The following is a 26,054-nucleotide window of genomic DNA, read 5'->3' as shown; positions in this document are numbered from 1 at the left end:
ATTTGGTATATCCAATATACTGGCGCGCACTTTAAACTAAATGATAATTATTACTATTAAATGGAGGCGTTATTTACATTTTTTACATTTGTTTTTGTGGTTATAAAATAAACGCATTATAGGTTAGTGAAAAAGGTGACAATGAATAGAGGCCTATTTATTGCCGGGAAAAGTAGCTAACGGTATGTTGTTTAGGTAGCAGAAAATAAAATACACTCATACATATATATAAGTGCATATGCAATTTATGTTATATTTTGGCGAGGGCTACGTGAAGTCTGATCGTTTAGTTAATTATTTTTTAGTCTGTGGCCTGCTTAGGAGAATAAAATGTCCAATCGCGACTCGAATTTACCCAATATCCAAGAAAACACATTCGATATACCAAGTGTCGATAAATTAGTTGTTAATTCTGCAGCAACAAGAGCTATTCATAAACCAAGAATCCTATTACTTTATGGCTCATTGCGAGATCGCTCTTATAGCCGTTTAGCAGTGGAAGAAAGTGCGCGTTTATTAGAAGCAATGGGGGCTGAAACCCGTATTTTTAACCCAGCTGGGTTACCGCAGCCGGATACGGAAGATGAAACCCATCCTAAAGTCAAAGAGTTACGTGAATTAATGATTTGGTCTGAAGGACAAGTTTGGTGTTCGCCTGAGCGTCATGGGTCAATGACGAGTATTCTAAAGAGTCAAATTGATTGGATGCCATTAAGTATCGGAGCGGTGCGACCAACACAGGGTAAAACTTTAGCAATCATGCAAGTATGTGGTGGTTCTCAATCGTTTAATGCGGTTAATCAAATGCGTATTTTAGGTCGTTGGATGCGTATGTTTACTATTCCAAATCAGTCTTCTGTGGCAAAAGCATTTTTAGAGTTTGAAGAAGATGGACGTATGAAACCTTCATCCTATTACAACCGTATTGTGGATGTAATGGAAGAGTTGGTGAAATTCACTCTATTATTACGTGATAATAAAGACTATATGGTAGATCGTTATTCTGAGCGTGTTGAGAGTGTAGAGCAACTGAGTCAACGGGTTAATCAAAAAAGCATATAAATACAGAATTGAACATCGTGCCTAGCACGATATTCAATTCCAGTAGGTTAAGTTGAGGGTGTTATCCGGCAGGTTGTAGATACTGTTCGATAATCTGTTTATGCTTCTGTGCTAATGCCCCTGCTTGTACAGGTGGGATGCGCATTAAATCTACTTTTTGGTTGGTTTTAGAAAACTCATTCGCAAAGTGAGCGGCGAGATCATGTTTACGAGTTTGTTGTGATAAGTCAGCTATATCAGCAATATCGATACTTGGGTCAAAACGATGAAAGCCACGATAATTAAAGTGTTTATCTACCTGTAAGTCGCTCAATCGAATAAACTCTTGCATTAACGCTCTGCTTAATGTGTTTAAGGTAAGGTCTTCAACCATTAAATACAGTGTTGCATTGGTCATTTCAGTTAATGTACTTCGCTGGCTTTGATGGACATTGATATCAACTAGCCACAAACCATTAGGTCGTTGTTGAACCTCAGATAAACTTAAGGTGCTGTGATCATAAGTGATTTTAGTTAACGTATCGTTTATTTCTTGTTCTGCGCTGAGTACTTTTTTCTGCTCATTAACTACATCCTTTTTATTATAAAACTCAGCCATTAAAGGCAAATCAATATGTGTGTTAAATGGTGTAGTTGTGCTGTTATTGAGTGTGAGTTTAAATAGCTCTCTTACTTCATGTTCGCGCGATTTTTTAATGGCCAAAAATACACTTTGAATAATTTCAGAAGTTGGGAGTTCGGGTTCAACACGCCACTTCCTACCAAATAATAGCTTCTCTTGGTTTGCTTTCAGCGATGACTTTTTGTGGTAATTATCATGTCCGATAACACCGACTTGAATATATAAGCCACTTGCTTCTTGCGCTGCAAACACCACATATCTTGGGTCATATTCAATATCACAGATTAATGCTTCTACACTGGCGAGTGTATGATGATAAGTGAGGTAGTGTTGAGGCACACAATAATTACCATTACTCAGTAATACTTTTGGTGCTTTAGGCATGATCTTTTCACCTAAACGCAATGCGACTTGTTTCACCATCTGAGAGACCTTATAAAGAATATTTTACATTGAAAAGATATACGCCATTCAATTCACGAAAGTTCACTGAATTGTTAAAAAGTAAAAATAAAGACCTGATAAATAGATTAATAATTTCATCACATAGGCTTATTACTGTTATTCAATAATGGTGAGTAAAATAAAGGTATAAGATGAAGGATTGATGACTAAATAAGCTGAAGATAATACCAATCATAGTAAGTAACTGATCTATTTTACTTGTTAAAATAACTTATTTTTTCGTTGTAAGTTTCGTATAGGGAACAACCATTTACATCAACTTACGTCTCAAACTAAGCCATTTTTCCGGCGCAAAATTTAGATCAGTTATTTAATACAATTGGTATAAGTTAATTTAAAACAGGGGGATAGAGCTAAACATAGATAACTTACTGCTATCTATGTCTAATTTAGATGGTTGTTTTCATCAGTAAAATTATTTTAATTTAAAATAACTCACCGAGTTGAGCAGCTCTTCACTTAATGCTGACAACGAAGAGGCTGACGCCATAGAAACCTGAGCGCGATTATTATTCTCTTCGCTCACTTGATTAACCTCTCTTACATTTGTGCGTATTTCATCTAAAGTTGTGGTTTGTAGTATTGAGGCACTAGAGGTTTGTTTAGAAATATCTTTAATCTGCTCAACGGAAATATTGATTTCATCTATCACATTGCCTGTATTTGCTACATGCTCAACACTTTGTAATGATTTATTATGGCTATTATTAATCACTGAGACTGCGCTCAAAGTACTGCGTTTTAGCGTTTCTAATGTGACCTGTATTTCCCCAGGTAGAGTCTTGAGTACGCTGGGCTAAGTTTCTAACCTCATCGGCTACCACTGCAAACCCTCGGCCCTGTTCTCCTGCTCGTGCTGCTTCAATCGCTGCATTTAACGCCAATAAGTTAGTCTGGTCGGCTATGCTTTTTATCACTTCTAAAATATTGGTGATGTTATCGGCTTCAGTATCTAACTGCTGAATCGCCGACACAGAGTTTTCAATCTCGTTGGCTAAATCCTCAATGGAATTAATGGTCTCATGAACGATTCCTTTACCTTTTTGTGCGGATTCAATAGCATTATCTGACTTAGCAACTGCGTTATCCGCATGCTCAGCAAGTTGTGTTGAAACACCATAAAGTTCATCTACAGAGTTTGATAAGGTATTCATTCTGCTGCGTTGAAATTCAGCATCTTCGATTCTTTGTTGGTTATCTTTAAGCAAACCATTGGTTGAATCATTTAAGTTATTAGCCATCGCAATTACCGATTGGAAAATAGCTTTCAAATTGTTAGTCATTGAAGAAACAGAGCGTTTAATCTCGCTGATCTCATCTTTATTATCACCGACATCAATGTTGTTACTAAGGTCACCCTCTGCTAATGATGAAGTGGCAGATACAATGCTATGTAGGTCTGTTTTGAGTTTTCTAATCATTAAAAAAGAGATGACGATGACAACAAAGAAGATACTCACGGCTAGTACCATCGACTGAATCATAATCTTATTTTCTTTTTCAATGATGTTCGTAGCGCGAATATTCACTAATTTGTCATGCATATTATTAATGCGTTCGATGCTGTCCAAAATGGGAGGAAAAGCTAAGCGTGCGGCTTTTTCTGCTTTTTTACGTGCCACAAAGGTAGCTTGAGTTAACCAGACATTTGTTAAGTCAGATAAAGCGCTGTCCAATTGCTTAACCTGCATGACTAGTTGGTCACGGGCTACGATTAAACCTTGATCTTGGGGTAATGCTAGTTGCTGATCCCATTGATGTTCAAGCGTCGGACTAATCTTCAATAAATTATCACGATAACTTGTTAACAGTGTTTTTACTTTATCGGTTGATGTTTCTAGCTCTGTTTGTTCAATGGCTCGAGCAGAAAATTTCATACCCATCTCTTCCGAGTCTTGATAAGCCTTAGTGATCTCTTTCCATTTGGTATTGGTGAGTGAGTAAAACTGTAAAATCTCTGAGTCGAGCGTGATATTTTTAACCACCTCTCTGCTGTTATTAACTAAGTTAATGGAGATAAATAAGAGGGCACATAATAGTAATAGCACTAAGCCAGATATTTTAAATGATAACGTTAAGTTCCTAAATAAATTCAAACTAAATCCTTATAGTATAAAAGTTATTGTGAAATACGGTGTTTAGACTTTACCACTACTACCTAAAAAGTGAGAGCTAGAATTGTATTTGGATTTACGTTGTTTTATTTCAGACTGAGGAGGGGATGAAAGTAAAGGCAACTACCTACCTTTACTTTATTGACTGGAGGTACAAAAACTGAATTACTTTTTTAGTAACCCTAAGTTTAATGCATGGAAACGCAGGTGTGATTCTATAAAGCTACTGATGAAGTAATAGCTATGGTCGTAACCTTCGCGCATATTAAGTTGAAAGTAGTTGGTCTTTTTATTGACGAGTGCAGACAGGTTCTCTGGTTTTAACTGCTCTTGTAAAAATGAATCCTGGCTACCCTGGTCAATCAAAATAGGTTGATGCTCAGATAAACTAGAGAGTATTTCACAGCTATCGTAAGCCTTCCATTCCTCGCGATCTTCACCTAAGTAAGCCGTCAATGCTTTTTGTCCCCAAGGGCAATTAATTGGGTTACAAATAGGGCTAAATGCACTGATTGAGGTGTATAAACTTGGGTTACGTAAGCCAATGGTTAATGCACCGTGACCACCCATTGAATGTCCACTGATCACGCGTTGTGATGTGACAGGGAAGTTCGCTTCGATTAACTTAGGTAGCTCATGTACAACGTAATCGTACATTTGATAATGCTTATTCCATGGAGCTTGTGTGGCATTAAGGTAAAAACCTGCGCCTAAGCCAAGGTCATAAGCTTGTTTTTGATCATCTGCAACTTGTTCGCCACGTGGGCTCGTATCGGGTGCCACAATTGCGATGCCTAATTCAGCTGCTAATCTTTGTGCGCCGGCTTTTTGCATGAAGTTTTCATCGCTACAAGTTAAGCCTGATAACCAATACATCACTGGCACCGGAGTATTACTGGTAGCTTGAGGTGGTAAATAGATGGCAAAACGCATTTCACAGTTTAATACAGAAGAAGGGTGAGTATATTGCTTGTGCCATCCTTCAAAAAGTTTATTACTGCTGATATTTTCAAGGATCATTGTATAGCCCTTTTAAAAATGAGGAGGCTAAGCGCTAATAAGTGCTTAGCCATAAATAAGATATTTATTTGTGGTCGAAGTGGATAACACTACGGATACTTTCACCGCTGTGCATTAAATCAAATGATGTATTGATCTCTTCTAGTGGCATGGTGTGAGTAATAAAGTCACTTAACTTAAATTCACCGCCTAAGTAACGCTCAACAATCTCTGGTAATTCAGAGCGGCCTTTAACACCACCAAATGCAGTACCACGCCATACACGACCTGTTACTAATTGGAATGGACGAGTTGAAATCTCTTGGCCTGCACCAGCAACACCAACAATGACAGATTCGCCCCAACCTTTGTGACAACATTCTAATGCACTGCGCATTACATCAACGTTACCGATACACTCAAATGAGTATTCAACGCCGCCGTCGGTCATCTCAACGATCACATCTTGAATTGGCTTGTCGTAATCTTTAGGGTTAATACAATCAGTTGCACCTAGCTGTTTAGCTAGTTCAAATTTACTTTCATTGATATCGATACCAATGATTTTATTTGCACCTGCCATTTTTGCACCAATGATTGCAGATAGACCAATACCACCTAAACCAAAGATCGCAACGTTATCGCCTTTTTCAACTTTCGCCGTATTTAACACAGCACCCATACCGGTTGTTACACCACAACCTAATAAACAAACTTCTTCAAGCGGTGCTTCTTTGTTTACTTTAGCTAATGAAATTTCTGGTAATACCGTGTACTCAGAGAATGTAGAACAACCCATGTAATGGAAGATAGGTTGACCGTCTTTATAGAAACGGCTTGTTCCATCTGGCATAACACCACGACCTTGAGTTTCACGTACCGCACTACATAAGTTAGTTTTACCTGAAGTACAGAACTTACAAACGCCACATTCAGCTGTGTATAGTGGAATAACGTGGTCACCAACACTCACGCTAGTCACGCCTTCGCCAACCTGCTCAACAATACCACCACCTTCGTGACCTAAGATAACTGGGAATAGGCCCTCTGGGTCTTCACCTGATAAAGTGAATGCATCAGTATGACAAACACCAGATGCAATAACTTTAACTAGTACTTCGCCTTTGCGTGGTAACATCACATCAACCTCTTCAACCACTAATGGTTGATTTGGGCCCCATGCGATAGCTGCTTTTGATTTAATGAATTGATCTGTCATATTTGCTCCAATTAAACGTGAAAAATATCAATCATAATAATGAATGGTTAAAATAGACCATTTTCCCAGAAAAATACTTAGCTCTGTATTTACTATAATTGGTATTGCATTATTTGATAGCTATTATATTTATTTCTACAATAATGATAATCTACCTAAAATGAAAATTACTTTTACTAGGTGGTAACAATGTCATGGCAAGGAATTAATGAGTTTGTGGCAGTCGCAGAAGCGAATAGTTTCTCCGTTGCGGCTAAACAACTCAATATATCAACGGCACAGGTTAGTCGGCAAATTAGCGCCTTAGAAAAACGCTTACAGGTCAAACTTTTTATCGCACAACACGTAAAGTCTCGCTGACAGAAGAAGCACAATTGTTTTACCAGCATTGCCGTAACTTATTAGATGGGTTAACTAATGCAGAGCAAGCGATCACAAACTTACAAGCGAACCCGCAAGGTAAGATAAAACTAACAGCGCCTGTCACTTATGGTGAACAGAAAGTGTTACCGTTAATTAATGACTTTGTTGCTTTACATAATGAAATAGAAGTGACCACTGAGTTAACCAATAACCGTGTTGATTTAATTGATGGTGGTTTTGATGTGGCAATCAGGTTAGGGCAGTTGCAGGATTCTAGCTTAATCGCTAAAAGGCTCAGTCAACGTTCTAATTTTGTTTGTGCATCGGCTGCTTATTTACAAAAACACGGTGAAGCACACTCTTTATCTGAGTTAAAACAACATAACTGCTTATTGGGGACGCGTGACTATTGGCGTTTTATCGAGCAGGGTAAAGAGAAAAACATAAGAGTAAAAGGTAACTTACGCTGTAACAGTGGTTTAAGCTTAGTGGATGCTGCACTAAAAGACATTGGTATTGTGCAACTGCCTGATTATTACGTGCAGTCTTATATAGAGTCAGGGCAATTAGTGACTATCTTAGATCAGTTCAGGGAGCCTGCCGAAGGGATTTGGGCTGTCTACCCCAGAACCGTTATTTATCACCTAAGATACGCTTGTTGATCGATTATTTGTCTACGAACTTAAAATAATCATTTAACTAGTATGACTGGTATTAGCCCCGATTTCTGTATTGATAATAACAATAAGGTCATTTCGGGGCGTTAGGAATAGTTTACTTTAATACCTTTTGGATCCACGCTGCAATATCCACTAACTGCTCTGCAACCACTGAATGTGGCATCATATATGATTGCCATTGCGCTTGATAACCTGCATCAATTAATAATGTATTAGCCATTTTACCCGCTTGAACTGGCACAACTTCATCCTGTTCGCCATGGTGCTGCATGATAGGTGTGTTTTTATTGGCTACTGATAACTCTGCTGGTAAGTGATCTGGGCTTGGTAAATAACAAGACATAGCAAGCACGCCTGCTAATTTTTGTGGGTAACGTAATCCTGAGAATAGACTGATCACACCACCTTGGCTGAAACCGGCTAATACAATTTTATCTGCTGCAATATCGCTATCAATTTGCTCTTGAATCAGTGCATGTAAACGTTGTTCTGACTCCATAACACCTGTCAGGTCGGCACGGTTATGTAGGTCCATGCTTTTAATATCGTACCAAGAACGCATCACAGCACCCTGATTAATGGTTACTGCTTGCTCTGGGGCATGTGGAAAAACAAAACGAATAGTGTGGTCTTGTGGCAATTTTAATGCTGGAACAATAGGTGAAAAACCTGCGCCAGAATCCCCCAAACCGTGTAACCAAATAACGCATGAGGTTGCTTCTTTAGTAGGGTTTACGATGATTTTATCTAAAGTGGCAGACATATTATTGTTCCTTATAAATAACTTAAAATATAATTTTGTATGAAAAGGTTGCGCTAATCTAATGGTAATGCAGTCTTTTTTAATACTTCACGTAAAACAAAACTAGAGTGAACACCGGTTACGCCCTCTAATTTAGTAATATGACCTAATAGAAACTGCTCATAATGTTGCATATCACGCACCACCACTTTTAATAAAAAATCTGCAGATTGCCCGGTGACAATTAAGCATTCTAATACTTCTGGTAGGGCGGTTACCGACGTTTCAAAGTTTTCAAAACGCTCAGGAGTATGCCTATCCATACTAATACCAATCATGGCCGTGAGGTTTAATCCCAAGGCAGCGCTTTTTAGTAAGGTCACATGTTTATCGATGATCCCCGATTCTTCTAGGCGTTTCACTCGGCGCGAGCAAGGTGTTGGTGATAAACCAATACTGTCAGCTAATTCTAAATTACTGATACGCGCATTACCTTGCATTAGTTGCAATATTTGTTTGTCGATACGGTCTAATTTCACGATGGATTGCATACATATTCCTACAATTGTATTTATTCACTACTATTTTACTTAATGGTAGTTATTTGTTGCAATGTTTTTTATTATTAATGGTTACTTTGCAATCATTCACTCTAAAAAGTTCGCTATAGTTTACACCATGGATAGCGAGCGAAGTTCCTAACCGGGAACGGGTGGCAACAATCTTACCATGCTGAGCCAACTCGCTAATTCTTTTATCTTTATCTTTAATTTCTTAGTATGATACCCACAAATAGTAACCATTAAAGAATCGTTTTTAGGGAATGTCTTATGTCAGCCAATAATAACCAAGCATCTAGCTTCAATCATAAAAAATACCGTGCTTTTGCACCTATTCAAAAAAATGATCGACGTTGGCCTAATCTGGTAATCGACCATGCACCTGATTGGTGTAGTGTAGATTTACGAGATGGTAACCAAGCATTGATTGAGCCAATGAGCCCAAGCCAAAAACTAGAAATGTTTAAGTTATTAGTTGATGTGGGTTTCAAAGAGATTGAAGTTGGCTTCCCTGCTGCCTCTGCACCTGATTTTGATTTTGTACGTCAGTTGATCGAAGAAGATCATATTCCAGATGACGTGACGATCCAAGTATTAACGCAGGCGAGAGAGCCACTTATTGCGCGCAGCTTTGAAGCATTAAAAGGCGCTAAAAAAGCCATTGTTCACCTTTATAACTCTACTTCTACCGTGCAACGTGAGCAAGTTTTCAAAAAGTCACGTGATGAAATTAAAGGTATTGCCATTCAAGGTGCTGAATGGGTAAAAGAGATGGCTGCACAACAGCCTGAAACACAATGGTTATTCCAATATTCACCGGAAAGTTTCACTGGTACAGAGATGGATTACGCATTAGAAGTATGTGATGCGGTAATTAATGTATGGCAACCAACGCCAGACAAAAAAGTGATCATTAACTTACCGGCTACCGTTGAAGTGTCAACGCCAAATGTTTATGCCGACCAAATTGAATGGATCAACGACAATATTAGTCATCGTGATTCAGTAAGAATTAGTTTACACACACACAATGACCGTGGTTGTGGTGTTGCCGCTGCCGAGTTAGGTGTATTAGCGGGTGCTGACCGTATTGAGGGTACGTTATTAGGTAATGGTGAGCGTACTGGTAATATGGATATCGTGACCATGGCGATGAACATTTACAGTCAAGGTATCGATCCTGAATTAATTTTATCAGATATGGATCGCATTATTTCGACGGTTGAACGCTGTACGCAACTAGCAGTACATCCTCGTCACGCTTATGCGGGCGAATTAGTATTTGCTGCATTCTCTGGTAGCCACCAAGATGCGATTAATAAGTGTATGAGCATTGATGCTGAAAAACGCAAAGATGATCCTGATGCACATTGGGAAGTGGCATATTTACCTATCGACCCTCGTGATTTAGGACGTAATTACCAACAAGTGATTCGCATTAATAGTCAATCAGGTAAAGGCGGCGTTGCTTATGTACTTGAGCAAGATTACGGTATTCAAATGCCACGCTGGATGCAGGTTGATTTTAGTCCTCATATTCAAGCTTTTGCAGAACAAAGTGAAGCTGAAGTAGGGCCAACTGCGATTCATGAGATCTTCTCAAATACCTACTTAAATCCTAACCATGCGGTAAATATTGAAAGTTATCAGTTAAACCGTGAAGGTAGTGTTGATACGTTAGAAGCTAAATTACAAACACAAGGGCAACAAGTTGAGTTGTCCGGTAAAGGTAAAGGTGTGTTAGATGCCTTTGTAAAAGGGTTGAGTGCTACGATCGGTCACGATATTGTGCTACTTGATTACAATGAGCATGCTTTACCAAGTACGGCAGGCTCAGAAAATGAGCAAGCAGTGGCAATGGCTTATGTTCAAATAAGTATCCAAGGGCAACGTTACTGCGCGGCTTCGCATTGTGATGATATTGTTACTGCATCAATGCAAGCGGTGCTAAATGCACTAAGCCGTAGTGATGTGCAAGTAGTCAATAGCGCTGCTATCTCTGCTTAATTAGCCAGCCTTAAGGTTAATGACTAAACAATAAAGCTTCGTAGATGTTAATGTCTGCGAAGCTTTGTCGTTTTTAATACACTTCCAACAAATCACTTCAGCAAAAAACACTCATTTTCTATCAAGATCTCCACAATGATATATTGATAAAACATCACGCAAGAAGTAGAATGCGACTCATTCTCATTTGCAAAGGATTGTTATGTCTAATATTGTCGTGGTTGATACGGATCTTGAAAGCCGACCTTTGATCACTAAAGTACTGTTCAAAGCTTCACATCAAGTAACTTGCTTAGGTAACAGTGACAATGTACTTAACCTCCTAGCACAACAAGGTGCAGACCTAGTTATTATTAATGATAGCTCCACATCTGAAGCGACTTTAAACTTGATCGCCAATATTTATGAAGATTTTGCTGTTCCTATTTTGTTATTAAGCGAAGTAGATAAACAAGATGTGTTACTTGAACAATTACAAGCAGGTGCCGATCAATATTTAATGAAACCATTTTCTGACAATGCTTTAATAGTGCATGTGGATGTGTTGCTTCGTCGTGTCGCATTAGAAAAAAACGCGCTAGCTTTACTTATTGCAGTCAGCAATTCTCTTCTAAAATATCACGTTTACCCTTTACCGATACTGAAGAGCAATTAGTGCAATACTTGACTAGCAAAGAAGGGGATATCATCTCGAAAGCGACATTACAGAAAGAAGTGTTGAAGAAAGAGCTTTCGATGTTTGATCGAAACTTAGATGTTCATATTAGTAATATTCGCCGCAAAATGTCTAATGCAGGACTATCTAAGCTACATATAAGAACCGTACATGGTAAAGGTTATAGTTTCAGTGAGAGGTTAGGTAAAATTGCACCTCTGTTTCTGTTTTTCCTATAGCAGTACGCCAATTTAGAGACCCATTCTCCTCAATAACGCTGTTTTCGCTAAACACTCTCTAAATAGTAAGAGAGTGTTTAAAATAACCCCTTTTTTCTTACCCTTTGAGCAATTGATATTTTTTTCGTTTTTCTGCCTTTAATTTTCAAATGTAAAGAATGTAAATTTATTTATTAATTAAATGATAATGAATTACATTTGCATCCCTAATAAGCAGCTCCTTAATTAAGATCTTTTTTCATGGCTTTCTCATTAAAAAACAAAAAAGTACAACTTTGGGCTAGACGCTTACACATCTATGTTTCAATGGCTTTATTGCTGGTTGTTTTATTCTTTGCAATTAGCGGTATCACCTTAAATCGTCCTCATTTATATACCAGTGATACTCCGCAGGTTGAACAGCAGTTTTTAGTTATCCCTGATACTATTTTTAGTATTGAAAGTAGTCGTTTGAGCGTCAATAAGTCAGGTTTATTGGATTACCTTAGTAGCCATGCAAACCTTTCAGGTACTCCTTCTTCAATGCACATCTTTAGTGATATCGAAGAAGGGGAAATACTCGAAGGGGAGATCTCTTTAGATTACAAAGGCCCTGGCTTTAATAGCACTGTATTTATCGACCTCGTTAGTAGAGAAGCTGAAATAGAATCAACACATTATGGGGTCGTGGCAGTATTAAATGATCTACATAAAGGCCGTAATAGTGGCCAAGTATGGGCTTGGTTCATTGATATTAGTGGCTTCTTAATGGTGTTTTTTGCTTTAACGGGTGTGTGTTTATTAGTGCCGAAAAAGAAGAGCTTTAGTTTAGGCCTGAAATGGATGACCTTTGGCTCAGTAGTAACCCTATTAATCTATCTATTTGCCGTTCCTTAATGAGAGTTAACAATGAAATTTAAAAGTGTGTTTTATGTATTAAGTGCATTACTTATTTTACCTAACTGGGTAAATGCTAAGGCTATCCCTGAACAGGCTGTGATGGACATTGAGTTTACTATTCCTACTGTGGAAGCGAGCATCTATGCGCGCCCTTATGTCGCCGTTTGGATTGAAGATAAGCAACGCCAACCGGTACGTACTATCCAATTATGGGTTGGTGAAGATGAGTGGTTAAAAGATTTAAGAAGTTGGTGGCGTAAAGTAGGCCGTAATGATCGCGCCGTCGTTGATGCTGTTACTTCTGCAACTCGACCTGTTGGCCAGTACCGCTTTTCATGGGATGGGTTAGATCAGCAAGGGAAACGTGTGGAGCAGGGGGATTATACCTTCTACGTAGAAGTAGTGCGTGAACATGGTGGGCGTAATTACCTACGTCAAAAAATACAACTTGCAGAGCAAGATTTTAAGCTGAGTTTACAGCCCACTGAAGAAACTGGCTTGATTAACCTACATTACCATATTCAATAAATTTACTTTTAAATTCATGAAAAGAAGAGAGACTCTGATGTTATCTAAAAAAATAAGTACTGTTGCTGTTGCTTGCGCTATGCTAGGTGGCTTAACGCTATCTCAAGTAGCTAATGCCCATCCTCGTTGGATTATGCCATCGCACTTCGCTATCTCTAAAGAAGGTGGCGATTGGTTAGCATTTGACGTCACCGCTTCCCATGGCACATTTGTATTAGATAAACCTGCCGGTGCTGAAAATGCGCGCATCGTTATGCCAGATGGGCGCCAAGAGCGACCAGATGCTGTTTTACGTGGTAAGCGCCGTTCTGTCTTTGATTTTCATTTTACTGAGGAAGGGACGCATCGCGTACAAGTCAATAACTTTCCAAGTTATGTAACGCATTACAAAGCCGGCAAGCGCGATACGCAAAAAAGATTACGAGCTAGTAAAGTAGATCGTGCAGCCTTGTTGCCTGAAGGTGCAAGAGATGTGAGCAGTACATTATTTTACACTCGCGCTGAAACTTACATTACTGTCGGTAAACCAAGTGAAAAGCCTTTCCCATTAGAAGGTACATACCTAGAATTAAAGCCAGAAACTAACCCTGCAGATATCGTGGCAACAGAGCCTGTGCGTTTTCAACTGTTCTTTAACGGTAAACCACAAGTGGGCGTGAAAGCTGACATTACCCGAGATGGTACGTTATACCGTAATCAACAAGAGCAAATTGATGTGGTGAGTGACGAGCAAGGTTTCATTGAATTTACGCCTGAAATTGCTGGTCGTTACCTATTAAAAGCAACACATAAAGCGCCGATTACTGACAACCCATTAGCAGACAATATGAATGTTTCTGTTCACTTAACCTTTGAAGCGGTACTACCTTAGTGGCATTGGTTAAGCGCATCGTAAATAGTATAGCCGGGGCTGGCTTGCTATTTACTAGTAGCGCAGCATTAGCCCATTATCCGTTGATGGAATGCTGGTCAAAAGGCGACCTTATCGAATGCCAGGCTGGTTACAGTGATGGTAGTAAAGCAACGAATTCTACCGTTAATATGTACGACTATGACGACAACTTAATTGCCAAAGTAAAAACTGACAAACGTTCCATTGCGACGTTTACACTTAGCGTTGATGAATTTTATATCGTCTTTGATTCTGGGCACGAATACCCAGTTGAAGTAGATGGTGTAGAGATTAACGAAAAATGATCACACAATCCGTTGTTAGTGAAAATAGGGGACATGAAGGGTATTGGATTGCCTTTTTATGTGCCCTTATTCTTATTGTTGGTAGCTTATTATTACCTTTTAATAGTGCGCACGATGGCCATCATACACTGGCTAAACACCAGGTCTTTATTTCTGATTTAGCGCCTTCTCCATTAGCTATGATTGCCGATCTGCGACTTGCTCATGAGGAGATTCGTTATTTATATGAAACCAATCAAACATGGCCTGAAGTAGCGAAGTTAGAGGAAGGTTGGTTGGCGCCTTTTGTTAAAGATAAAAGCTGGGATCACCAAGGAAAGCACCAATGGTTATTAGTAGCGCCGGGTGTTTATCAAAGTGAGCCTGTTACAGATGGCACGCGTTATTTGTTGAATAGTCAAGGTCAAGCAGTGGATATTTGGTTTGACCAAGCACAACAAGCAAGTCTGTTGCCTGCATTAGCGTCAACGGAAGACAATGCAACAGTGTTATCCACTGAGCAGTTTATTGATGCTGGTTGGATACAAGTTATTTTTAGTGATGACGTTGAAGAGACAGCACACCACCATTAATTGATTATTTTTATATAGGCCACATTATGTTGGCCTTATTTGTTAGTAGCGAGACCATTATCATGTTTAAACGCCTCTCAATCACCTTCTTGTTGTTGGTCTGTAGCACCTCAATTTATGCCAAGAAATTAACCGTCGGTATTACTCTGCAACCCTACTTTAGCTATGTAAAAGCGGTAGTGGGGGACCATGTTGATGTATTACCATTGGTTGATGAAGGATTTAATCCACATAACTATCAACCACAAGCTAATGATTTACGTCGCTTAAACCAGATGGATGTGATTATTGTCAATGGTATCGGTCACGATGACTTTGCCTTAAAAGTGATTAAAGCCGCTAACCGCGATGACTTAATCGTGGTTAAAGCCAATAAAGATGTGCCTTTATTACCAGCAATGGGGCAATCAGTAGGCACAGGCGTCGTAAACCCTCACACTTTTGTCGGGGTATCTACTACGATTCAAAAGGTTTATACCATTGCCACAGAAATGAGCAAAATTGATCCTGATAATGCTAAGTTATATCGCGCTAATGCCAGGGCATACGCCTTAAAATTTAGAAAAATGAAGCATCAAGCGATGATCGAATTAAGTGACATCAATACCGCAGGTATGAGGGTCGCAACCACACATAATGCCTACGGTTATATTCTGCAGGAGTTTGGTGTTGAAGTATCTGCCGTTATTGAGCCTGCTCATGGTGTTGAGCCAAGCGCTAGCCAACTACAAGAGACCATTGAAAAGATTCGTGAATCGGGTATTGATGTACTGTTTTATGAATTGAATATGCCTAATCGTTACGTGGATACTATTGAAAAAGAGACGGGCATTAAATTATACCGTTTCTCACACATGACTCATGGTGCTTATCGATTAGATAAAGTAGAGATCGAAATGCAGCAAAATATAGATACATTAGTGGAAGCTATGAAATACACTGCAGCGAACAGAGGTAGTAAGTAATGGGGCCTGCTATCGTATTAGATGACGTTAGTTTACGTTATGAAAACAATATTATCTTGGAAAAAGTCAGCGCAACCTTAGGTGCCGGCCAATGCCATGTAGTGATGGGGCCGAATGGCGGAGGGAAGACTTCCTTATTACGCTCAATATTAGGGTTAACCCTTTTAAAGGCGATATTCAATTTCAATGGCAACAAAGCAAAGGCAAGATCGGTTATGTACCGCAAAAAGCCACTTTTGAGCCAAGCTTACCGCTGACAGTACTGGATTTTATTTTATTAAATCAAAGTCGCTCACCGCTGTTTTTCAATTTTAATAAAAAGCATAAAGTAAAAGCATTACAGCAGCTAGCTCGATTAGGCATGGAAGACCGTGCTATGTTCCGCATGGGACAGTTATCGGGTGGAGAGCAACAACGTGTGTTGTTTGCACAAGCCTTATTAGATGATCCCGATTTGCTTATTTTAGATGAGCCAACCAATGGCATGGACGAACAAGGTGTACGTTATTTTGAAACGTTAATTAATGACTTGGTGAAAGAAGGGAAGACTATTCTGATTGTTCATCATGACATTAGCGCCGTTCGCCGTTTACAAGCGACGGTACACGTGGTGAATGGTATGTTATTAGAAAGTGGTCAAGCGGAAGAGGTGTTAAAACCAAGTAAAATTGAGAGACTATTTAACCATTATCGTCACCACTCAAGTCAGCAAAAAAGTGAGATTGCATAATGGATACATTACGTTTATTGGCAAGCCAAGGCGCGGAAGCTGGGTGGTTAAGTGAAAGTTTCAGTTATGCATTTATGATTAATGCTTTAGTGGCTGCTTTGTTAGTTGGGCCTTTACTCGGTGGATTGGGGACGCTGGTTATTGCAAAACGCTTAGCGTTTTTCTCTGAAGCGGTTGGCCATGCAGCATTAACTGGTATTGCAATTGGGGTGTTATTAGGCGAACCACCAGAAAACCCAATTATTGGTTTATTTTGTTTCTGCATGATCTTTGCTCTGTTATTGCATTTTGTTCGTAATCGTACCGCTGTGCCTTACGATACCCTAGTAGGTGTATTCCTTGCGGTTGCTTTAGCTGGTGGTGCTGCGTTGTTAATGTATGTGGCGCGTAAAATTAATATCCACATGTTAGAGAATGTATTATTTGGTTCTATATTAACTATTACAGACTTTGATTTATTGGTGTTAGGTCTAAGTTGTTTACTGATTATTGTAGGGTTAATGTTTACTTTTAATCGTATTTTATTGGCGTCTATCAGCCCTGATATTGCCAAAGTCCGCGGTTACAATACTCACTTTTACGATTACCTGTTTGTGATGATGATTACTCTTGTCACAATAGCAGCAGTGAAAATTGTGGGAGCAGTGCTAGTAGGTGCATTGTTATTAATTCCAGGTGCTACTGCTCGTTTAATGACTAAAAGTATGGGCAGTTTTGTGTTGCTATCTTCTTTTCTTGCTACCTTAAGCTGCATTATTGGTACCTTATTACCAATGGAACTTAAATGGCCAATTCCATCTGGTGCATCAATCATTCTAGTGTCTGCAAGTTTCTTTTTAATCGCTACGGTTACGCGTATTGTAGGAGAAAATAACGATGAAAAAAATGACTTATTTACCATCTGTGACTGGTTTAATGCTATTAGTAAGCATGTTCTTACCTAGTCAGGTAATGGCCAAAGATATCCTTACAACAACGCCTGTGACCTACATGTTAGCGACTCAGTTAATGAAGGGGACGCCAGTTACAACAACTTACCTTGCACCTAAGCGATACGGTATTGAGCGTTTAGGTAATTGGTTTGCAACAAAAGGTGAAGCCAAAGTAATGGCTGAAGCTCAACAAGCGACAGTGGCGATTACATTACGTTCTCTTTGGCCTCAAGACCCACTCTTTGCTTATGCGCGACAGGGGAATATTAAGATGATTGAGGTGGATGCTTCTCAGTCAATTTCACCAAGAGCAAAGGGTATTGCAACAGTACAATTAGGCAGTGGTAACACGTCTATTTATGCTTGGCTTAACCCTAATAACTTGAGCACTATGTTGAGTATTGTCAGTGATGATTTAAAACGTATTTGGCCAGAACAACAGCAGGTCATTGAAAAAAACCAGCAAAAATTATTGATTGATATCCGTCAATTGATTAATCAACAGCAAAGTATTTTGTTCGATAAAGGGATCGATTCAGTTGTATTACTCTCAGATCAGCTCGAAGATTTTGCTTCGGCGAATCAACTGTTTGTGGTCGATCGCCAGTTCAAAGAAGCATTGAACTGGACAGCTGAAGATAAAGCGCAGTTAAAAGCCTTAATTGAAGAATCACCAGAATTGTGGATTTTAACCACTAGAAAGGTCTCTGCTCAATTGAAACAATTATTGCCTGAGTTTGAGCATATTTTACAGGTGAATAGTATCGACCGTTGGGGCAGTAAAGGGATCAGCTTAGAAAACCCATTACAACCCTGGTTGTTTTAGCGTATCGAGTGGTTATCCGATATTGGATAACCACTCTTTATAAGTTAGGTGCGCCGCTTGATATGCAATAACGAAGACAGTTTGGATTGACGTTTTCTATCCGAAGGGTCTTTAATTTTTGCTTCTCCCGCCTTTACTATTTCCACGATACCAGAACGATTTAAAGTGATTCGGTAGCGTTCAAACTGCTCTAAATACTGACCTTGGTCAACAGCGACAATGATGTTGATTTGGTAGCGCCTTTCAATGGTTGTGCTTTGTATTTTATCTTTATTATTAGTCGCATTTAAGCGCTCAAATACCTTACCTGTACCACCTTCTGCATAACGAGTCAGCGGGCGTAAGCTAAATAAAATATTCTCCTCAATGGTATCGTAACCAGCTTGAAAGCCATTTTTACTGATACGGCTTTCAATACGATAATGTAATAGCTGCGCACTTTGTTTATTTTGCGTATTGCGTTCGGCTAACAAGGCCTTAGTTTGGTGAGGCAGCCTTGCATTGCTGGTGTAATCTAACCACACTTTTTGTTTGGCCATTTCATGTTGATTGGTTGAGTCGTACAAAGTGCGCGCCCATTTGGGCTTACCCTTACGTATCCAACGCCACAGAATATTCTTAAAGTCATCTTTAAAGACTTCACGAACGCCATAAATAATCGATAGTATAAAGACCATCAATGCGGTTAACTGGCTAAAGGCGCCTTGGGTTTTGATAATTAAGACTAATACCACACTCATTAATAACGCAGTCGCAACACCTGTTACCACCTTACGAGTGATATTACCCAGGACGATAGTTTTGCTTTTGAAAATAACACTGTATTCAATCAAACGACGTAATAAACGCATTTTATTGGCGATACGGTTAGGATCTTTTAAGGTAGAGTCAGAGTTGTAGCCTTTTTTCTTACGGTATTCACTTTCAGTATCACAAATCGCAAGTAGCGATAAGCGAGTCTCTGAAAAAGCACTTTGTCGTGGTTTTTTGGCCAACATACGTAGAATCGTTTGTTCGGTGAACCAAGATAAGTAGTTATCTACGTTTTCATAAATAGAGTTAAGTTTAGTGCTTTTAGGGTGGTGGCCACGGTGCTTTTTTAAGATATCTAAGCAGTGCTCTGCTAACTCAGTGGCAGATTCATAAAACGCTTCTAAACCTTCATTTTCACCAATTGCGATCACTTCATTGGCATCTGTTTCTAAAGCTGAAATATATTGGTAAGCAAACATGTTTAGGTTGCTTTTGTATTCTGAGGTTGAGCGTTTCATTCGGCTTGCAAAACGGCGATGTAACAGTGGTAAATGCAATCCATGAGTATGGTAAGCGCGGCGCCCATCTATGCCTGCATTGAAGTAATCACTTTCCGATAAGGTGTTTTTATTAATGCCCATCTCTTTTGGTAAAGAAAAATATAAATCGATGCGTCTAAACGTCCCTTGTGTCATATGGTGGGTGAGTTTAAACGATAATTTTCCGTCTTTCTTTAAAGCGATGTTGGGCAATGGGTCCTCCTTAGTGGGCCTTTATTATAGCTATATCATTACTCTTTGTAATGACAAAGCTGTGAATTAATTAACTTTTTATGGTTATTTATTTTATTTATATTTTAAATAAGAGTGTTTTCTTAGATGATAATAATATGCAATTAGTACTTTCAGATTTGAAAAAAATTGGCTATATTAACTTAGCTTTTGGTGATTTTCGGTTGTTAATAATAAAAACCCTTGAACAAGGGCCTGCTAAAAACAGGTCAAAAATCATAGTTATTTTTTTAATCTCAATTTAACTATGGGCGAATTTTATGAACCAAAAATCTATTACAGCTATCCGCGCGAGCTTTTTACACTTCCTTAATGATCCTGCAAAAGTTGATAATGTCGAAGACGCATACCAATACATTGCCGATGGTATTTTGGTTACTGAAAATGGCAAAGTCAGTTCATTGACTGCATTTTCACAAGAAAGTGCAGATTTATATCCTCAATTAGAAGATAAACGTGGGCAATTAATTATGCCTGGTTTTATCGATACGCATATTCATTATCCACAAACAGAGATGATTGCCGCTTACGGTGAACAACTATTAGAGTGGCTAGAAACCTATACGTTCCCAACAGAAAAACAGTTTGCAGACAAAGCCTATGCGCAAAAAATAGCGACATTTTTTATTAATGAGCTATTAAAGAATGGCACAACCAGTGCGCTTGTTTTCGGGACGGTTCACCCTGAGTCCGTCGATGCTTTATTTGAAGAAGCGGATAAAATAGATATGCGTATGATTGCGGGTAAAGTGATGATGGACCGTAATGCGCCGGATTACCTATTAGATACCGCGCAATCCAGTTATGACCAGTCTAAAGCGTTAATTGATAAATGGCATAATAAAGGCCGTTTACAATATGCGATCACCCCACGTTTTGCACCTACTTCTACACCAGAGCAATTAGCCATGGCGGGTAAGTTAAAATCTGAATACCCTGATGTTTACGTACAAACGCATCTTTCAGAAAATAAAGATGAGATTGAATGGGTAAAATCATTATTCCCTGAGCGTGCTGGTTATCTTGATGTTTACGATCATTACGGGTTAGTGGGCGATAAGTGTGTCTTTGCGCATTGTATTCACTTGACTGATCAAGAGTGGCAAACCATGGTGGACAGTGACTCGGTGATTGCATTTTGTCCCACCTCTAACCTGTTTTTAGGCAGCGGTTTATTTAATCTAGAAAAAGCCGATGATATTAAAGTGCGAGTTGGCTTAGCAACTGATGTGGGGGAGGTACCAGCTTTTCTCAACTGCAATCTTTAAGTGAAGCTTATAAAATTATGCAATTACAAGGGCAAACGCTTTCCGTCTTTAAAGGGTTATATATGGCGACCTTAGGCAGTGCAGAGTCGTTGAGCATGGCTGATAAAGTGGGAAATTTAGCACCTGGAAAAGAGGCTGACTTTATTGTATTAGATTGGGCGGCAACTGACCTACAAGCGTTACGCCTTGAGAATTCAAACAATCTACAAGATAAACTCTTTGCGTTAATGATGTTAGGCGATGAGCGCAATATCCAATCTACCTATGTTGCTGGGAAATTAGTCTATAGCGCAGCGTAATCCATATATTTAAATACTTTTCCTGTCTATAATAGGGCGCTAAATTTAGACTTTGCTATGACGCTGTTACAGATAGGAAATACCATGAAACTAACGCAATTAACGACTGAACTTTACACCAAGCTTTATAAGGATATTACGCAGTTTAGAGAAACTTTTGATCTACAATGTAATGCACCTGAAAGTATGGATGAAAAAGCTGATGAATTACACACTTCATTAATCATCGAAGAGTTAACTGAGTTAGCTGAAGCACCTGATAAAGTTGAGCAAGCTGACGCTATTGTAGATAGTGTGTATGTATTGATGGGACGCTTGGTGCATTTAGGTGATAAAAAAGTTGAAGATAACTTAGCGATTTCTTACTTAATTGATCTGTTTTTAAATGTTGCTAAACAGCGTGATATTGATTTCATTACTTGCTGGAATGAAGTGCACTCAAGTAACATGAGTAAGGTATGCCGCAACCAACAAGAGTTCGACGATACCGTCGTTTTTTATGCTAAGCAGGGTGTGCAATTAACGGACAGTGTTAAAGGTGATTTTATTATTGCTAAATGTGCTGAAGATGTGCAGTTAGAAAATAAGCTCGTGCGTAAAGGTAAGGTATTGAAATCAGTGTATTATCGTCCTGCTGATTTGGCGCCGTTAGTGAATTAATCACGTTTTATTTTGAACAAACAATGTTTATAAAGCCAAAAGACCGCCAGGTGTTTTGGCTTTTTTTGTTTATTGATTCAGACAAAGTTAATCTCTACATAATGCCCGTTATCTTTAGCGACATTCTTGTATTGCCATTCATAGTGTTTCACTAAACGCTCTATTAGTTCTAACCCCAAACCGAAGCCTAAATCATTTTCTAGCATGTTTTCAGATAAGTCTTGGTTGTGAATAATTAACTGATGAGCAGATTGGGTGATGATGATTTTACCTTCATTAGTATGTTGTAATGCATTTCGGAGCAAATTGTTGATGATGATTCTGCATAATACTGCGGGTAGCTGTTGCTCTGTTTGATCTGTTTGTATCTGTATTTGTACTTTTTTGCCATTTAATAGGTAGTGTAAGTCATTAAGTAGTTGTTGGGTAAGTTGCCCAAGCGATATTGTACTTAATGGCACCGTTTTGTCTGTTTGGCGATTTAACCATAGTAAGGTTTCAGTCAGGTTAGTCATATTTAAGCTGGCACGCTCGATACGATCTAATACCTGTAACTGTTTCTCTGTACTGATATTTTTTTCAATCATCTTGCGCAATAGTTCTGTATTAGTACGGGTAATAGCGATTGGTGTGCGTAACTCATGGCTCGCATAACCTAAAAACTGCTGCTCTCTCTCTAAGCTTTCTTGTACTGATTTTAAGCTAGATTTTACTATTTCAGCTAAGCTATTCAGTTCACTGTAGTGAAAGTCAGGAGCGGGTTGAGTTAACTGCTGTTTATTGAGTTTTTTAGCCCAAGTCATTAAATTTTCGATGGGGTTAGTGACTTTACGTAAAATAAAGTAGGGAACTAAAGCAAAAAGAGCCATAGCAGCGATGGCAATTAAGACTAAGTATTTAAAGGAGGAAATAATCCGCTTTTCGAGTGTTTATCGACCTCAGAAAAAAACAAGGTGGCCACAAAACGTATTTCATCATCACGCTTGAGTTTCATCGCAAAATAGCCAGCCTTAGGTGGTGAAAATAATGGGCTGCCTTCAATATATTTAACGAGTTTACCGACTTCCATCTCTTTTTCATCGATTTTGTTTTTTATTGAATCAGGTAAGTCATTAAAAGTACTCGCGATAATAAAGTTATTAAGCTTGATCGGGTTGCCTGCAGAAACGGGAAGTTGATAGGCTTGGGTGCGCATTTCTTTACGTATTGAAAAATCTAATCCGGTGATCAAATATTTAAAGCTGACAATAGACATGAGTGTAATAGTCGTGATGCCTGTGATGATCATCACTACCAAAAAATAGAGGCGTAAACTGGGCTTTATTTTCATTACTTTTGTTCTTCTTTTAACACAAACCCATATCCTACTAGGGTATGGATAAGTTTAATTGGGTGTTTATTTTCACCTTGTCCATCAACGGCTTTTCTGAGATTAAACATATGTACTTTTAAACTATTACTGTCGGGCTGCTCTTCTCCCCATACACTTTGTATTAATTTTTCTCTATTGACGGGGTTAGGGCTAGCTAACATTAATGTTTCTAAAATCTTAAAGCTGATAGGTGATAGTTTGAGACGGTGTTCATCTCGAGTGACTATCTGTTGTTCATTGTCTAAGGATAAACCGCCGATGATTAATTTTTTTGCTTGTGCACTTCTGCGACGTGATAACACTTTAATGCGTACAATTAACTCCTCCATGGCAAAAGGTTTCACTAAATAGTCATCTGCACCTTTGGCAAAGCCTTGTAGTTTGTCATCTAGTGTATCTTTGGCTGTTAACATCAAAATAGGCACGTCAATGCCCTCGGCTCTTAACGTATCACACACCGTCAGACCGTCCATTTTAGGTAAATTTAAGTCTAAAATAACCGCATCGTAATGATTGGATTTAATTAGATTAAAACCAGATAAACCATTGGCGGCATGGTCACATTGGATTTTCTCTAGTTCAAAGTAATCAATTACAGCGGTGGCTAAGTCGATATCATCCTCGACTAATAATAACTGTAATTTATCTATATCCATGAACAACCTCTATTTATATAACCTGCGTCTATTGTATATAAAATAATAGCAATAAATGGGTTAATGAAAGGTTAATTTGTCGGCAAGGTTTGGGAATACAAAAAAGCGACTCATTGAGTCGCTTTTATTGGGAGTTTACCTAGATGTTTTTTAAATCAATTATGTTAACAAGTAAAGTAGATCAGTTACTTAGTGTGGTTGGTATTAGTCTCATTTAACGGACACCAATTAAAATCAACCCTGGTAAGATAAAGAAAGTACCGATCACATAACCAAAGGCCAAGAATTTATTTTTAGTGCCGACTTCTGCTAGTTTCTCTGCGCCTTTTAAAGGTAATTCACGTAGGAACGGAATACCGTAAATAACGATAACGGCTAACAAATTAAATAGGAAGTGTACTAAAGCAATAGTTAATGCTGCCTCGGCCATTTCACCCGAGATAGCGGTTGCAGCTAATAATGCTGTGATGGTCGTGCCAATGTTTGCCCCTAAAGTAAATGGGTATATTTGACGTGTAGTAAACATACCGCTACCAGCTAAAGGGATCATCAGACTGGTTGTGGTAGAAGAAGATTGCACCATCACTGTCATTATTGCACCTGAAGTAATACCTGCTACTGGCCCTTTGCCTAATGCATTATGTAAGATGGCTTTAGCTTTACCCACTAATACTTTTCTTAACACTTTTCCTAAGAAAGTCACTGAGAATAAGATAAGTGAAACACCAATCACTACCATTGCAATACCTGCAAATTTGCCTGGTATTATAGAAGCGATATCAGACACAATATTTACACCGGGTTTAGTGAGAGGTTTCATAAAGTTGAAGCCTTTTAGCGACATATCCGCACTACCAACTAGTAAATGTGAAGCGATACCGGCCATTTTCTCTAATAAACCAAACATTAATTCTAGTGGTAAGAAGATAAGTACAGCAATTAAGTTAAAAAAGTCATGTACAGTGGCGGCACTAAAGGCGCGTTTAAAGTCATCACTATTACGAACGTGGCCGATCGATACGATGGAGTTAGTAATGGTTGTGCCGATATTGGCACCCATGATTAATGGAATTGCAATAGAGATGGGTAAGCCACCTGCAACCAGGCCCACAGTGACGGCGGTTACCGTTGAAGATGATTGTACTAATGCCGTGGCTAATGTACCTAAGATAAGTGCAATTAGTGGGTTGCTAGCAAATTGAAATATTTCAGCTGCTCCCGCTGCACCACCTGAAAATAGCTTAAAACCACTACTTACACTGCTAACAGCAACTAACATACAATAGACTAAAAAGAGGACTGCAGCCCAATTTAAATACTGGTTTAATGTAGTGTTGTTATGTTCATTTTTCATTATTTTCACGCCTATTACTGAAGTGGTTTTACTCAATTATTTAATCTGTTTTATTTACATCGGGGCGATTAAAACAGAGAAATATTACAGAAATATTTCAATTGTAATAATTTGATAATTTTTTTGAAATATTATTGTCATAATTAACAAAAGAGAGGTTACTAGGGAAAAGAGAGTGGTTTAAATTAATGGTTTACCTTCTATATAACCTCAAGACTGGTTAAGAAAAGCGAGTCAATACCGCTATTGATACGGATTTCTGCGTTAAATTATTGCTCAATAACCCGTTATTGCTTCAATAATTTGCCTTGAACTACGCACAACTAGCAGTATTGTCTATTACATGATTTAACTTTCTGATTTTATATAATGTTTCGCTTCCATCAACCAGAACTGAGGTTATATCGCTTGGTTAATGTATTGCTTATACCAATTGTATTAAATAACTGATCTAAATTTTGCGCCGGAAAAATGGCTTAGTTTGAGGCGTAAGTTGATGTAAATGGTTGTTCCCTATACGAAACTTACAACGAAAAAATAAGTTG

Annotated in this window: 26 protein-coding genes and 3 pseudogenes; 17 read left to right on the top strand and 12 right to left on the bottom strand. The window is 38.7% G+C overall.

Annotation, left to right across the window (positions count from 1 at the left end; translation table 11 throughout):
- The first annotated feature begins 330 nt into the window (after positions 1-330).
- On the top strand, positions 331-1,062 hold the full coding sequence (gene arsH / locus ACLKL2_RS09310) for an arsenical resistance protein ArsH (RefSeq protein ID WP_413694175.1): 732 nt from the start codon (positions 331-333) through the stop codon (positions 1,060-1,062).
- 61 nt (positions 1,063-1,123) lie between these two features.
- On the opposite strand, the gene ACLKL2_RS09305 is transcribed toward arsH, so the two are convergent.
- The 5 genes and pseudogenes from ACLKL2_RS09305 to ACLKL2_RS09285 form a co-directional block, all read right to left on the bottom strand.
- The gene (locus ACLKL2_RS09305; protein ID WP_413694174.1) at positions 1,124-2,107 is read right to left on the bottom strand and encodes a hypothetical protein; all 984 of its coding nucleotides are present in this window, start codon (positions 2,105-2,107) and stop codon (positions 1,124-1,126) included.
- A 457-nt stretch (positions 2,108-2,564) separates the two neighbouring features.
- A complete protein-coding gene (locus ACLKL2_RS09300; RefSeq protein ID WP_413694173.1) occupies positions 2,565-2,864 on the bottom strand; it encodes a hypothetical protein in 300 nt (99 codons plus the stop codon).
- A gap of 61 nt (positions 2,865-2,925) precedes the next feature.
- A pseudogene (locus ACLKL2_RS09295) lies at positions 2,926-4,245 on the bottom strand (methyl-accepting chemotaxis protein); the annotation flags it as partial.
- A gap of 183 nt (positions 4,246-4,428) precedes the next feature.
- Positions 4,429-5,283: an S-formylglutathione hydrolase gene (gene fghA / locus ACLKL2_RS09290; protein ID WP_413694171.1), complete on the bottom strand. Its 855-nt coding sequence runs from the start codon at positions 5,281-5,283 to the stop codon at positions 4,429-4,431.
- 64 nt (positions 5,284-5,347) lie between these two features.
- Positions 5,348-6,481, bottom strand: a complete 1,134-nt coding sequence (locus ACLKL2_RS09285) for an S-(hydroxymethyl)glutathione dehydrogenase/class III alcohol dehydrogenase (protein WP_113817399.1) — start codon at positions 6,479-6,481, stop codon at positions 5,348-5,350.
- 189 nt (positions 6,482-6,670) lie between these two features.
- Here ACLKL2_RS09285 and ACLKL2_RS09280 point away from each other — a divergent pair.
- Positions 6,671-7,535, top strand: a pseudogene (locus ACLKL2_RS09280) (LysR family transcriptional regulator).
- Between the two features lie 83 nt (positions 7,536-7,618).
- Here the strand turns inward: ACLKL2_RS09280 and ACLKL2_RS09275 are convergent.
- Together ACLKL2_RS09275 and ACLKL2_RS09270 are read right to left on the bottom strand one after the other, a co-directional pair.
- Entirely contained in the window at positions 7,619-8,287 is a 669-nt protein-coding gene (locus tag ACLKL2_RS09275) for an alpha/beta hydrolase (protein ID WP_413694170.1), read from the bottom strand.
- A gap of 53 nt (positions 8,288-8,340) precedes the next feature.
- Positions 8,341-8,817 (bottom strand): Lrp/AsnC family transcriptional regulator, encoded by a 477-nt coding sequence (locus ACLKL2_RS09270; RefSeq protein WP_113817402.1) that lies wholly within the window; start codon positions 8,815-8,817, stop codon positions 8,341-8,343.
- 279 nt (positions 8,818-9,096) lie between these two features.
- On the opposite strand from ACLKL2_RS09270, the gene leuA reads away from it, so the two are divergent.
- From leuA to ACLKL2_RS09205, 13 genes are all read left to right on the top strand, one after another.
- Complete coding sequence (gene leuA, locus ACLKL2_RS09265) at positions 9,097-10,833, top strand: 2-isopropylmalate synthase (RefSeq protein ID WP_413694169.1); 1,737 nt, start codon at positions 9,097-9,099, stop codon at positions 10,831-10,833.
- A 202-nt stretch (positions 10,834-11,035) separates the two neighbouring features.
- A complete protein-coding gene (locus ACLKL2_RS09260) occupies positions 11,036-11,488 on the top strand; it encodes a response regulator (protein WP_413694168.1) in 453 nt (150 codons plus the stop codon).
- Positions 11,488-11,727, top strand: a complete 240-nt coding sequence (locus ACLKL2_RS09255) for a winged helix-turn-helix domain-containing protein (protein WP_413694167.1) — start codon at positions 11,488-11,490, stop codon at positions 11,725-11,727. Before ACLKL2_RS09260 ends, ACLKL2_RS09255 begins: the two co-directional genes overlap by 1 nt.
- 240 nt (positions 11,728-11,967) lie before the next feature.
- Positions 11,968-12,603, top strand: a complete 636-nt coding sequence (locus tag ACLKL2_RS09250; protein ID WP_413694166.1) for a PepSY-associated TM helix domain-containing protein — start codon at positions 11,968-11,970, stop codon at positions 12,601-12,603.
- 12 nt (positions 12,604-12,615) lie between these two features.
- Entirely contained in the window at positions 12,616-13,134 is a 519-nt protein-coding gene (locus tag ACLKL2_RS09245; protein WP_413694165.1) for a DUF2271 domain-containing protein, read from the top strand.
- Between the two features lie 37 nt (positions 13,135-13,171).
- Positions 13,172-14,005, top strand: a complete 834-nt coding sequence (locus ACLKL2_RS09240; RefSeq protein ID WP_413694164.1) for a DUF4198 domain-containing protein — start codon at positions 13,172-13,174, stop codon at positions 14,003-14,005.
- A gap of 44 nt (positions 14,006-14,049) precedes the next feature.
- On the top strand, positions 14,050-14,331 hold the full coding sequence (locus tag ACLKL2_RS09235) for a hypothetical protein (RefSeq protein ID WP_413694163.1): 282 nt from the start codon (positions 14,050-14,052) through the stop codon (positions 14,329-14,331).
- Positions 14,328-14,903 (top strand): DUF6162 family protein, encoded by a 576-nt coding sequence (locus ACLKL2_RS09230; protein ID WP_413694162.1) that lies wholly within the window; start codon positions 14,328-14,330, stop codon positions 14,901-14,903. Before ACLKL2_RS09235 ends, ACLKL2_RS09230 begins: the two co-directional genes overlap by 4 nt.
- A 26-nt stretch (positions 14,904-14,929) precedes the next feature.
- Entirely contained in the window at positions 14,930-15,868 is a 939-nt protein-coding gene (locus tag ACLKL2_RS09225; RefSeq protein WP_413694161.1) for a metal ABC transporter solute-binding protein, Zn/Mn family, read from the top strand.
- Positions 15,868-16,125, top strand: coding sequence for an ATP-binding cassette domain-containing protein (locus tag ACLKL2_RS09220; protein ID WP_413694160.1), 258 nt, complete (start codon positions 15,868-15,870; stop codon positions 16,123-16,125). Before ACLKL2_RS09225 ends, ACLKL2_RS09220 begins: the two co-directional genes overlap by 1 nt.
- Entirely contained in the window at positions 16,017-16,598 is a 582-nt protein-coding gene (locus ACLKL2_RS09215; RefSeq protein ID WP_413694291.1) for a metal ABC transporter ATP-binding protein, read from the top strand. The genes ACLKL2_RS09220 and ACLKL2_RS09215 overlap by 109 nt, the downstream gene beginning before the upstream one ends.
- Entirely contained in the window at positions 16,598-17,542 is a 945-nt protein-coding gene (locus tag ACLKL2_RS09210; protein ID WP_413694159.1) for a metal ABC transporter permease, read from the top strand. The genes ACLKL2_RS09215 and ACLKL2_RS09210 overlap by 1 nt, the downstream gene beginning before the upstream one ends.
- The gene (locus ACLKL2_RS09205) at positions 17,475-18,356 is read left to right on the top strand and encodes a metal ABC transporter solute-binding protein, Zn/Mn family (RefSeq protein ID WP_413694158.1); all 882 of its coding nucleotides are present in this window, start codon (positions 17,475-17,477) and stop codon (positions 18,354-18,356) included. Before ACLKL2_RS09210 ends, ACLKL2_RS09205 begins: the two co-directional genes overlap by 68 nt.
- Before the next feature lie 44 nt (positions 18,357-18,400).
- On the opposite strand, the gene ACLKL2_RS09200 is transcribed toward ACLKL2_RS09205, so the two are convergent.
- Positions 18,401-19,861 carry a hypothetical protein gene (locus ACLKL2_RS09200; RefSeq protein ID WP_113817412.1) on the bottom strand — a complete coding sequence of 487 codons (1,461 nt, stop codon included), beginning with the start codon at positions 19,859-19,861 and terminating at the stop codon, positions 18,401-18,403.
- A gap of 299 nt (positions 19,862-20,160) precedes the next feature.
- Between ACLKL2_RS09200 and guaD the strand changes: the two are divergent.
- Together guaD and ACLKL2_RS09190 are read left to right on the top strand one after the other, a co-directional pair.
- Positions 20,161-21,467: pseudogene (gene guaD, locus ACLKL2_RS09195) on the top strand (guanine deaminase).
- An 84-nt stretch (positions 21,468-21,551) separates the two neighbouring features.
- Positions 21,552-22,127 (top strand): nucleoside triphosphate pyrophosphohydrolase family protein, encoded by a 576-nt coding sequence (locus tag ACLKL2_RS09190; protein WP_413694157.1) that lies wholly within the window; start codon positions 21,552-21,554, stop codon positions 22,125-22,127.
- 77 nt (positions 22,128-22,204) lie between these two features.
- Here the strand turns inward: ACLKL2_RS09190 and ACLKL2_RS09185 are convergent, their stop codons facing one another.
- The 4 genes from ACLKL2_RS09185 to ACLKL2_RS09170 form a co-directional block, all read right to left on the bottom strand.
- Positions 22,205-22,996: a sensor histidine kinase gene (locus ACLKL2_RS09185; protein ID WP_413694156.1), complete on the bottom strand. Its 792-nt coding sequence runs from the start codon at positions 22,994-22,996 to the stop codon at positions 22,205-22,207.
- A 20-nt stretch (positions 22,997-23,016) separates the two neighbouring features.
- The gene (locus ACLKL2_RS09180) at positions 23,017-23,457 is read right to left on the bottom strand and encodes a hypothetical protein (RefSeq protein WP_413694155.1); all 441 of its coding nucleotides are present in this window, start codon (positions 23,455-23,457) and stop codon (positions 23,017-23,019) included.
- A complete protein-coding gene (locus tag ACLKL2_RS09175) occupies positions 23,457-24,155 on the bottom strand; it encodes a response regulator transcription factor (RefSeq protein WP_413694154.1) in 699 nt (232 codons plus the stop codon). Before ACLKL2_RS09175 ends, ACLKL2_RS09180 begins: the two co-directional genes overlap by 1 nt.
- Before the next feature lie 214 nt (positions 24,156-24,369).
- Entirely contained in the window at positions 24,370-25,509 is a 1,140-nt protein-coding gene (locus ACLKL2_RS09170) for a Na/Pi cotransporter family protein (protein WP_113817419.1), read from the bottom strand.
- Positions 25,510-26,054 lie beyond the last annotated feature (545 nt).

The organism is Psychromonas sp. KJ10-2, assembly GCF_047323255.1.
Taxonomy (GTDB): Bacteria; Pseudomonadota; Gammaproteobacteria; order Enterobacterales; family Psychromonadaceae; genus Psychromonas.
This window is presented reverse-complemented; position numbering and strand designations above follow the sequence as displayed.

Bases quoted from the DNA above. Each gene is read 5' to 3' on its own strand.
- ACLKL2_RS09245 (WP_413694165.1), top strand. From the start codon at position 12,616: ATGAAATTTAAAAGTGTGTTTTATGTATTAAGTGCATTACTTATTTTA.
- fghA (WP_413694171.1), bottom strand. From the start codon at position 5,283: ATGATCCTTGAAAATATCAGCAGTAATAAACTTTTTGAAGGATGGCAC.
- ACLKL2_RS09170 (WP_113817419.1), bottom strand. From the start codon at position 25,509: ATGAAAAATGAACATAACAACACTACATTAAACCAGTATTTAAATTGG.
- ACLKL2_RS09305 (WP_413694174.1), bottom strand. From the start codon at position 2,107: ATGGTGAAACAAGTCGCATTGCGTTTAGGTGAAAAGATCATGCCTAAA.
- leuA (WP_413694169.1), top strand. From the start codon at position 9,097: ATGTCAGCCAATAATAACCAAGCATCTAGCTTCAATCATAAAAAATAC.
- ACLKL2_RS09210 (WP_413694159.1), top strand. From the start codon at position 16,598: ATGGATACATTACGTTTATTGGCAAGCCAAGGCGCGGAAGCTGGGTGG.
- ACLKL2_RS09220 (WP_413694160.1), top strand. From the start codon at position 15,868: ATGGGGCCTGCTATCGTATTAGATGACGTTAGTTTACGTTATGAAAAC.
- ACLKL2_RS09240 (WP_413694164.1), top strand. From the start codon at position 13,172: ATGTTATCTAAAAAAATAAGTACTGTTGCTGTTGCTTGCGCTATGCTA.
- ACLKL2_RS09205 (WP_413694158.1), top strand. From the start codon at position 17,475: ATGAAAAAAATGACTTATTTACCATCTGTGACTGGTTTAATGCTATTA.
- ACLKL2_RS09185 (WP_413694156.1), bottom strand. From the start codon at position 22,996: ATGGCTCTTTTTGCTTTAGTTCCCTACTTTATTTTACGTAAAGTCACT.
- arsH (WP_413694175.1), top strand. From the start codon at position 331: ATGTCCAATCGCGACTCGAATTTACCCAATATCCAAGAAAACACATTC.
- ACLKL2_RS09270 (WP_113817402.1), bottom strand. From the start codon at position 8,817: ATGCAATCCATCGTGAAATTAGACCGTATCGACAAACAAATATTGCAA.
- ACLKL2_RS09230 (WP_413694162.1), top strand. From the start codon at position 14,328: ATGATCACACAATCCGTTGTTAGTGAAAATAGGGGACATGAAGGGTAT.
- ACLKL2_RS09250 (WP_413694166.1), top strand. From the start codon at position 11,968: ATGGCTTTCTCATTAAAAAACAAAAAAGTACAACTTTGGGCTAGACGC.
- ACLKL2_RS09190 (WP_413694157.1), top strand. From the start codon at position 21,552: ATGAAACTAACGCAATTAACGACTGAACTTTACACCAAGCTTTATAAG.
- ACLKL2_RS09260 (WP_413694168.1), top strand. From the start codon at position 11,036: ATGTCTAATATTGTCGTGGTTGATACGGATCTTGAAAGCCGACCTTTG.
- ACLKL2_RS09275 (WP_413694170.1), bottom strand. From the start codon at position 8,287: ATGTCTGCCACTTTAGATAAAATCATCGTAAACCCTACTAAAGAAGCA.
- ACLKL2_RS09175 (WP_413694154.1), bottom strand. From the start codon at position 24,155: ATGGATATAGATAAATTACAGTTATTATTAGTCGAGGATGATATCGAC.
- ACLKL2_RS09225 (WP_413694161.1), top strand. From the start codon at position 14,930: ATGTTGGCCTTATTTGTTAGTAGCGAGACCATTATCATGTTTAAACGC.
- ACLKL2_RS09180 (WP_413694155.1), bottom strand. From the start codon at position 23,457: ATGAAAATAAAGCCCAGTTTACGCCTCTATTTTTTGGTAGTGATGATC.
- ACLKL2_RS09285 (WP_113817399.1), bottom strand. From the start codon at position 6,481: ATGACAGATCAATTCATTAAATCAAAAGCAGCTATCGCATGGGGCCCA.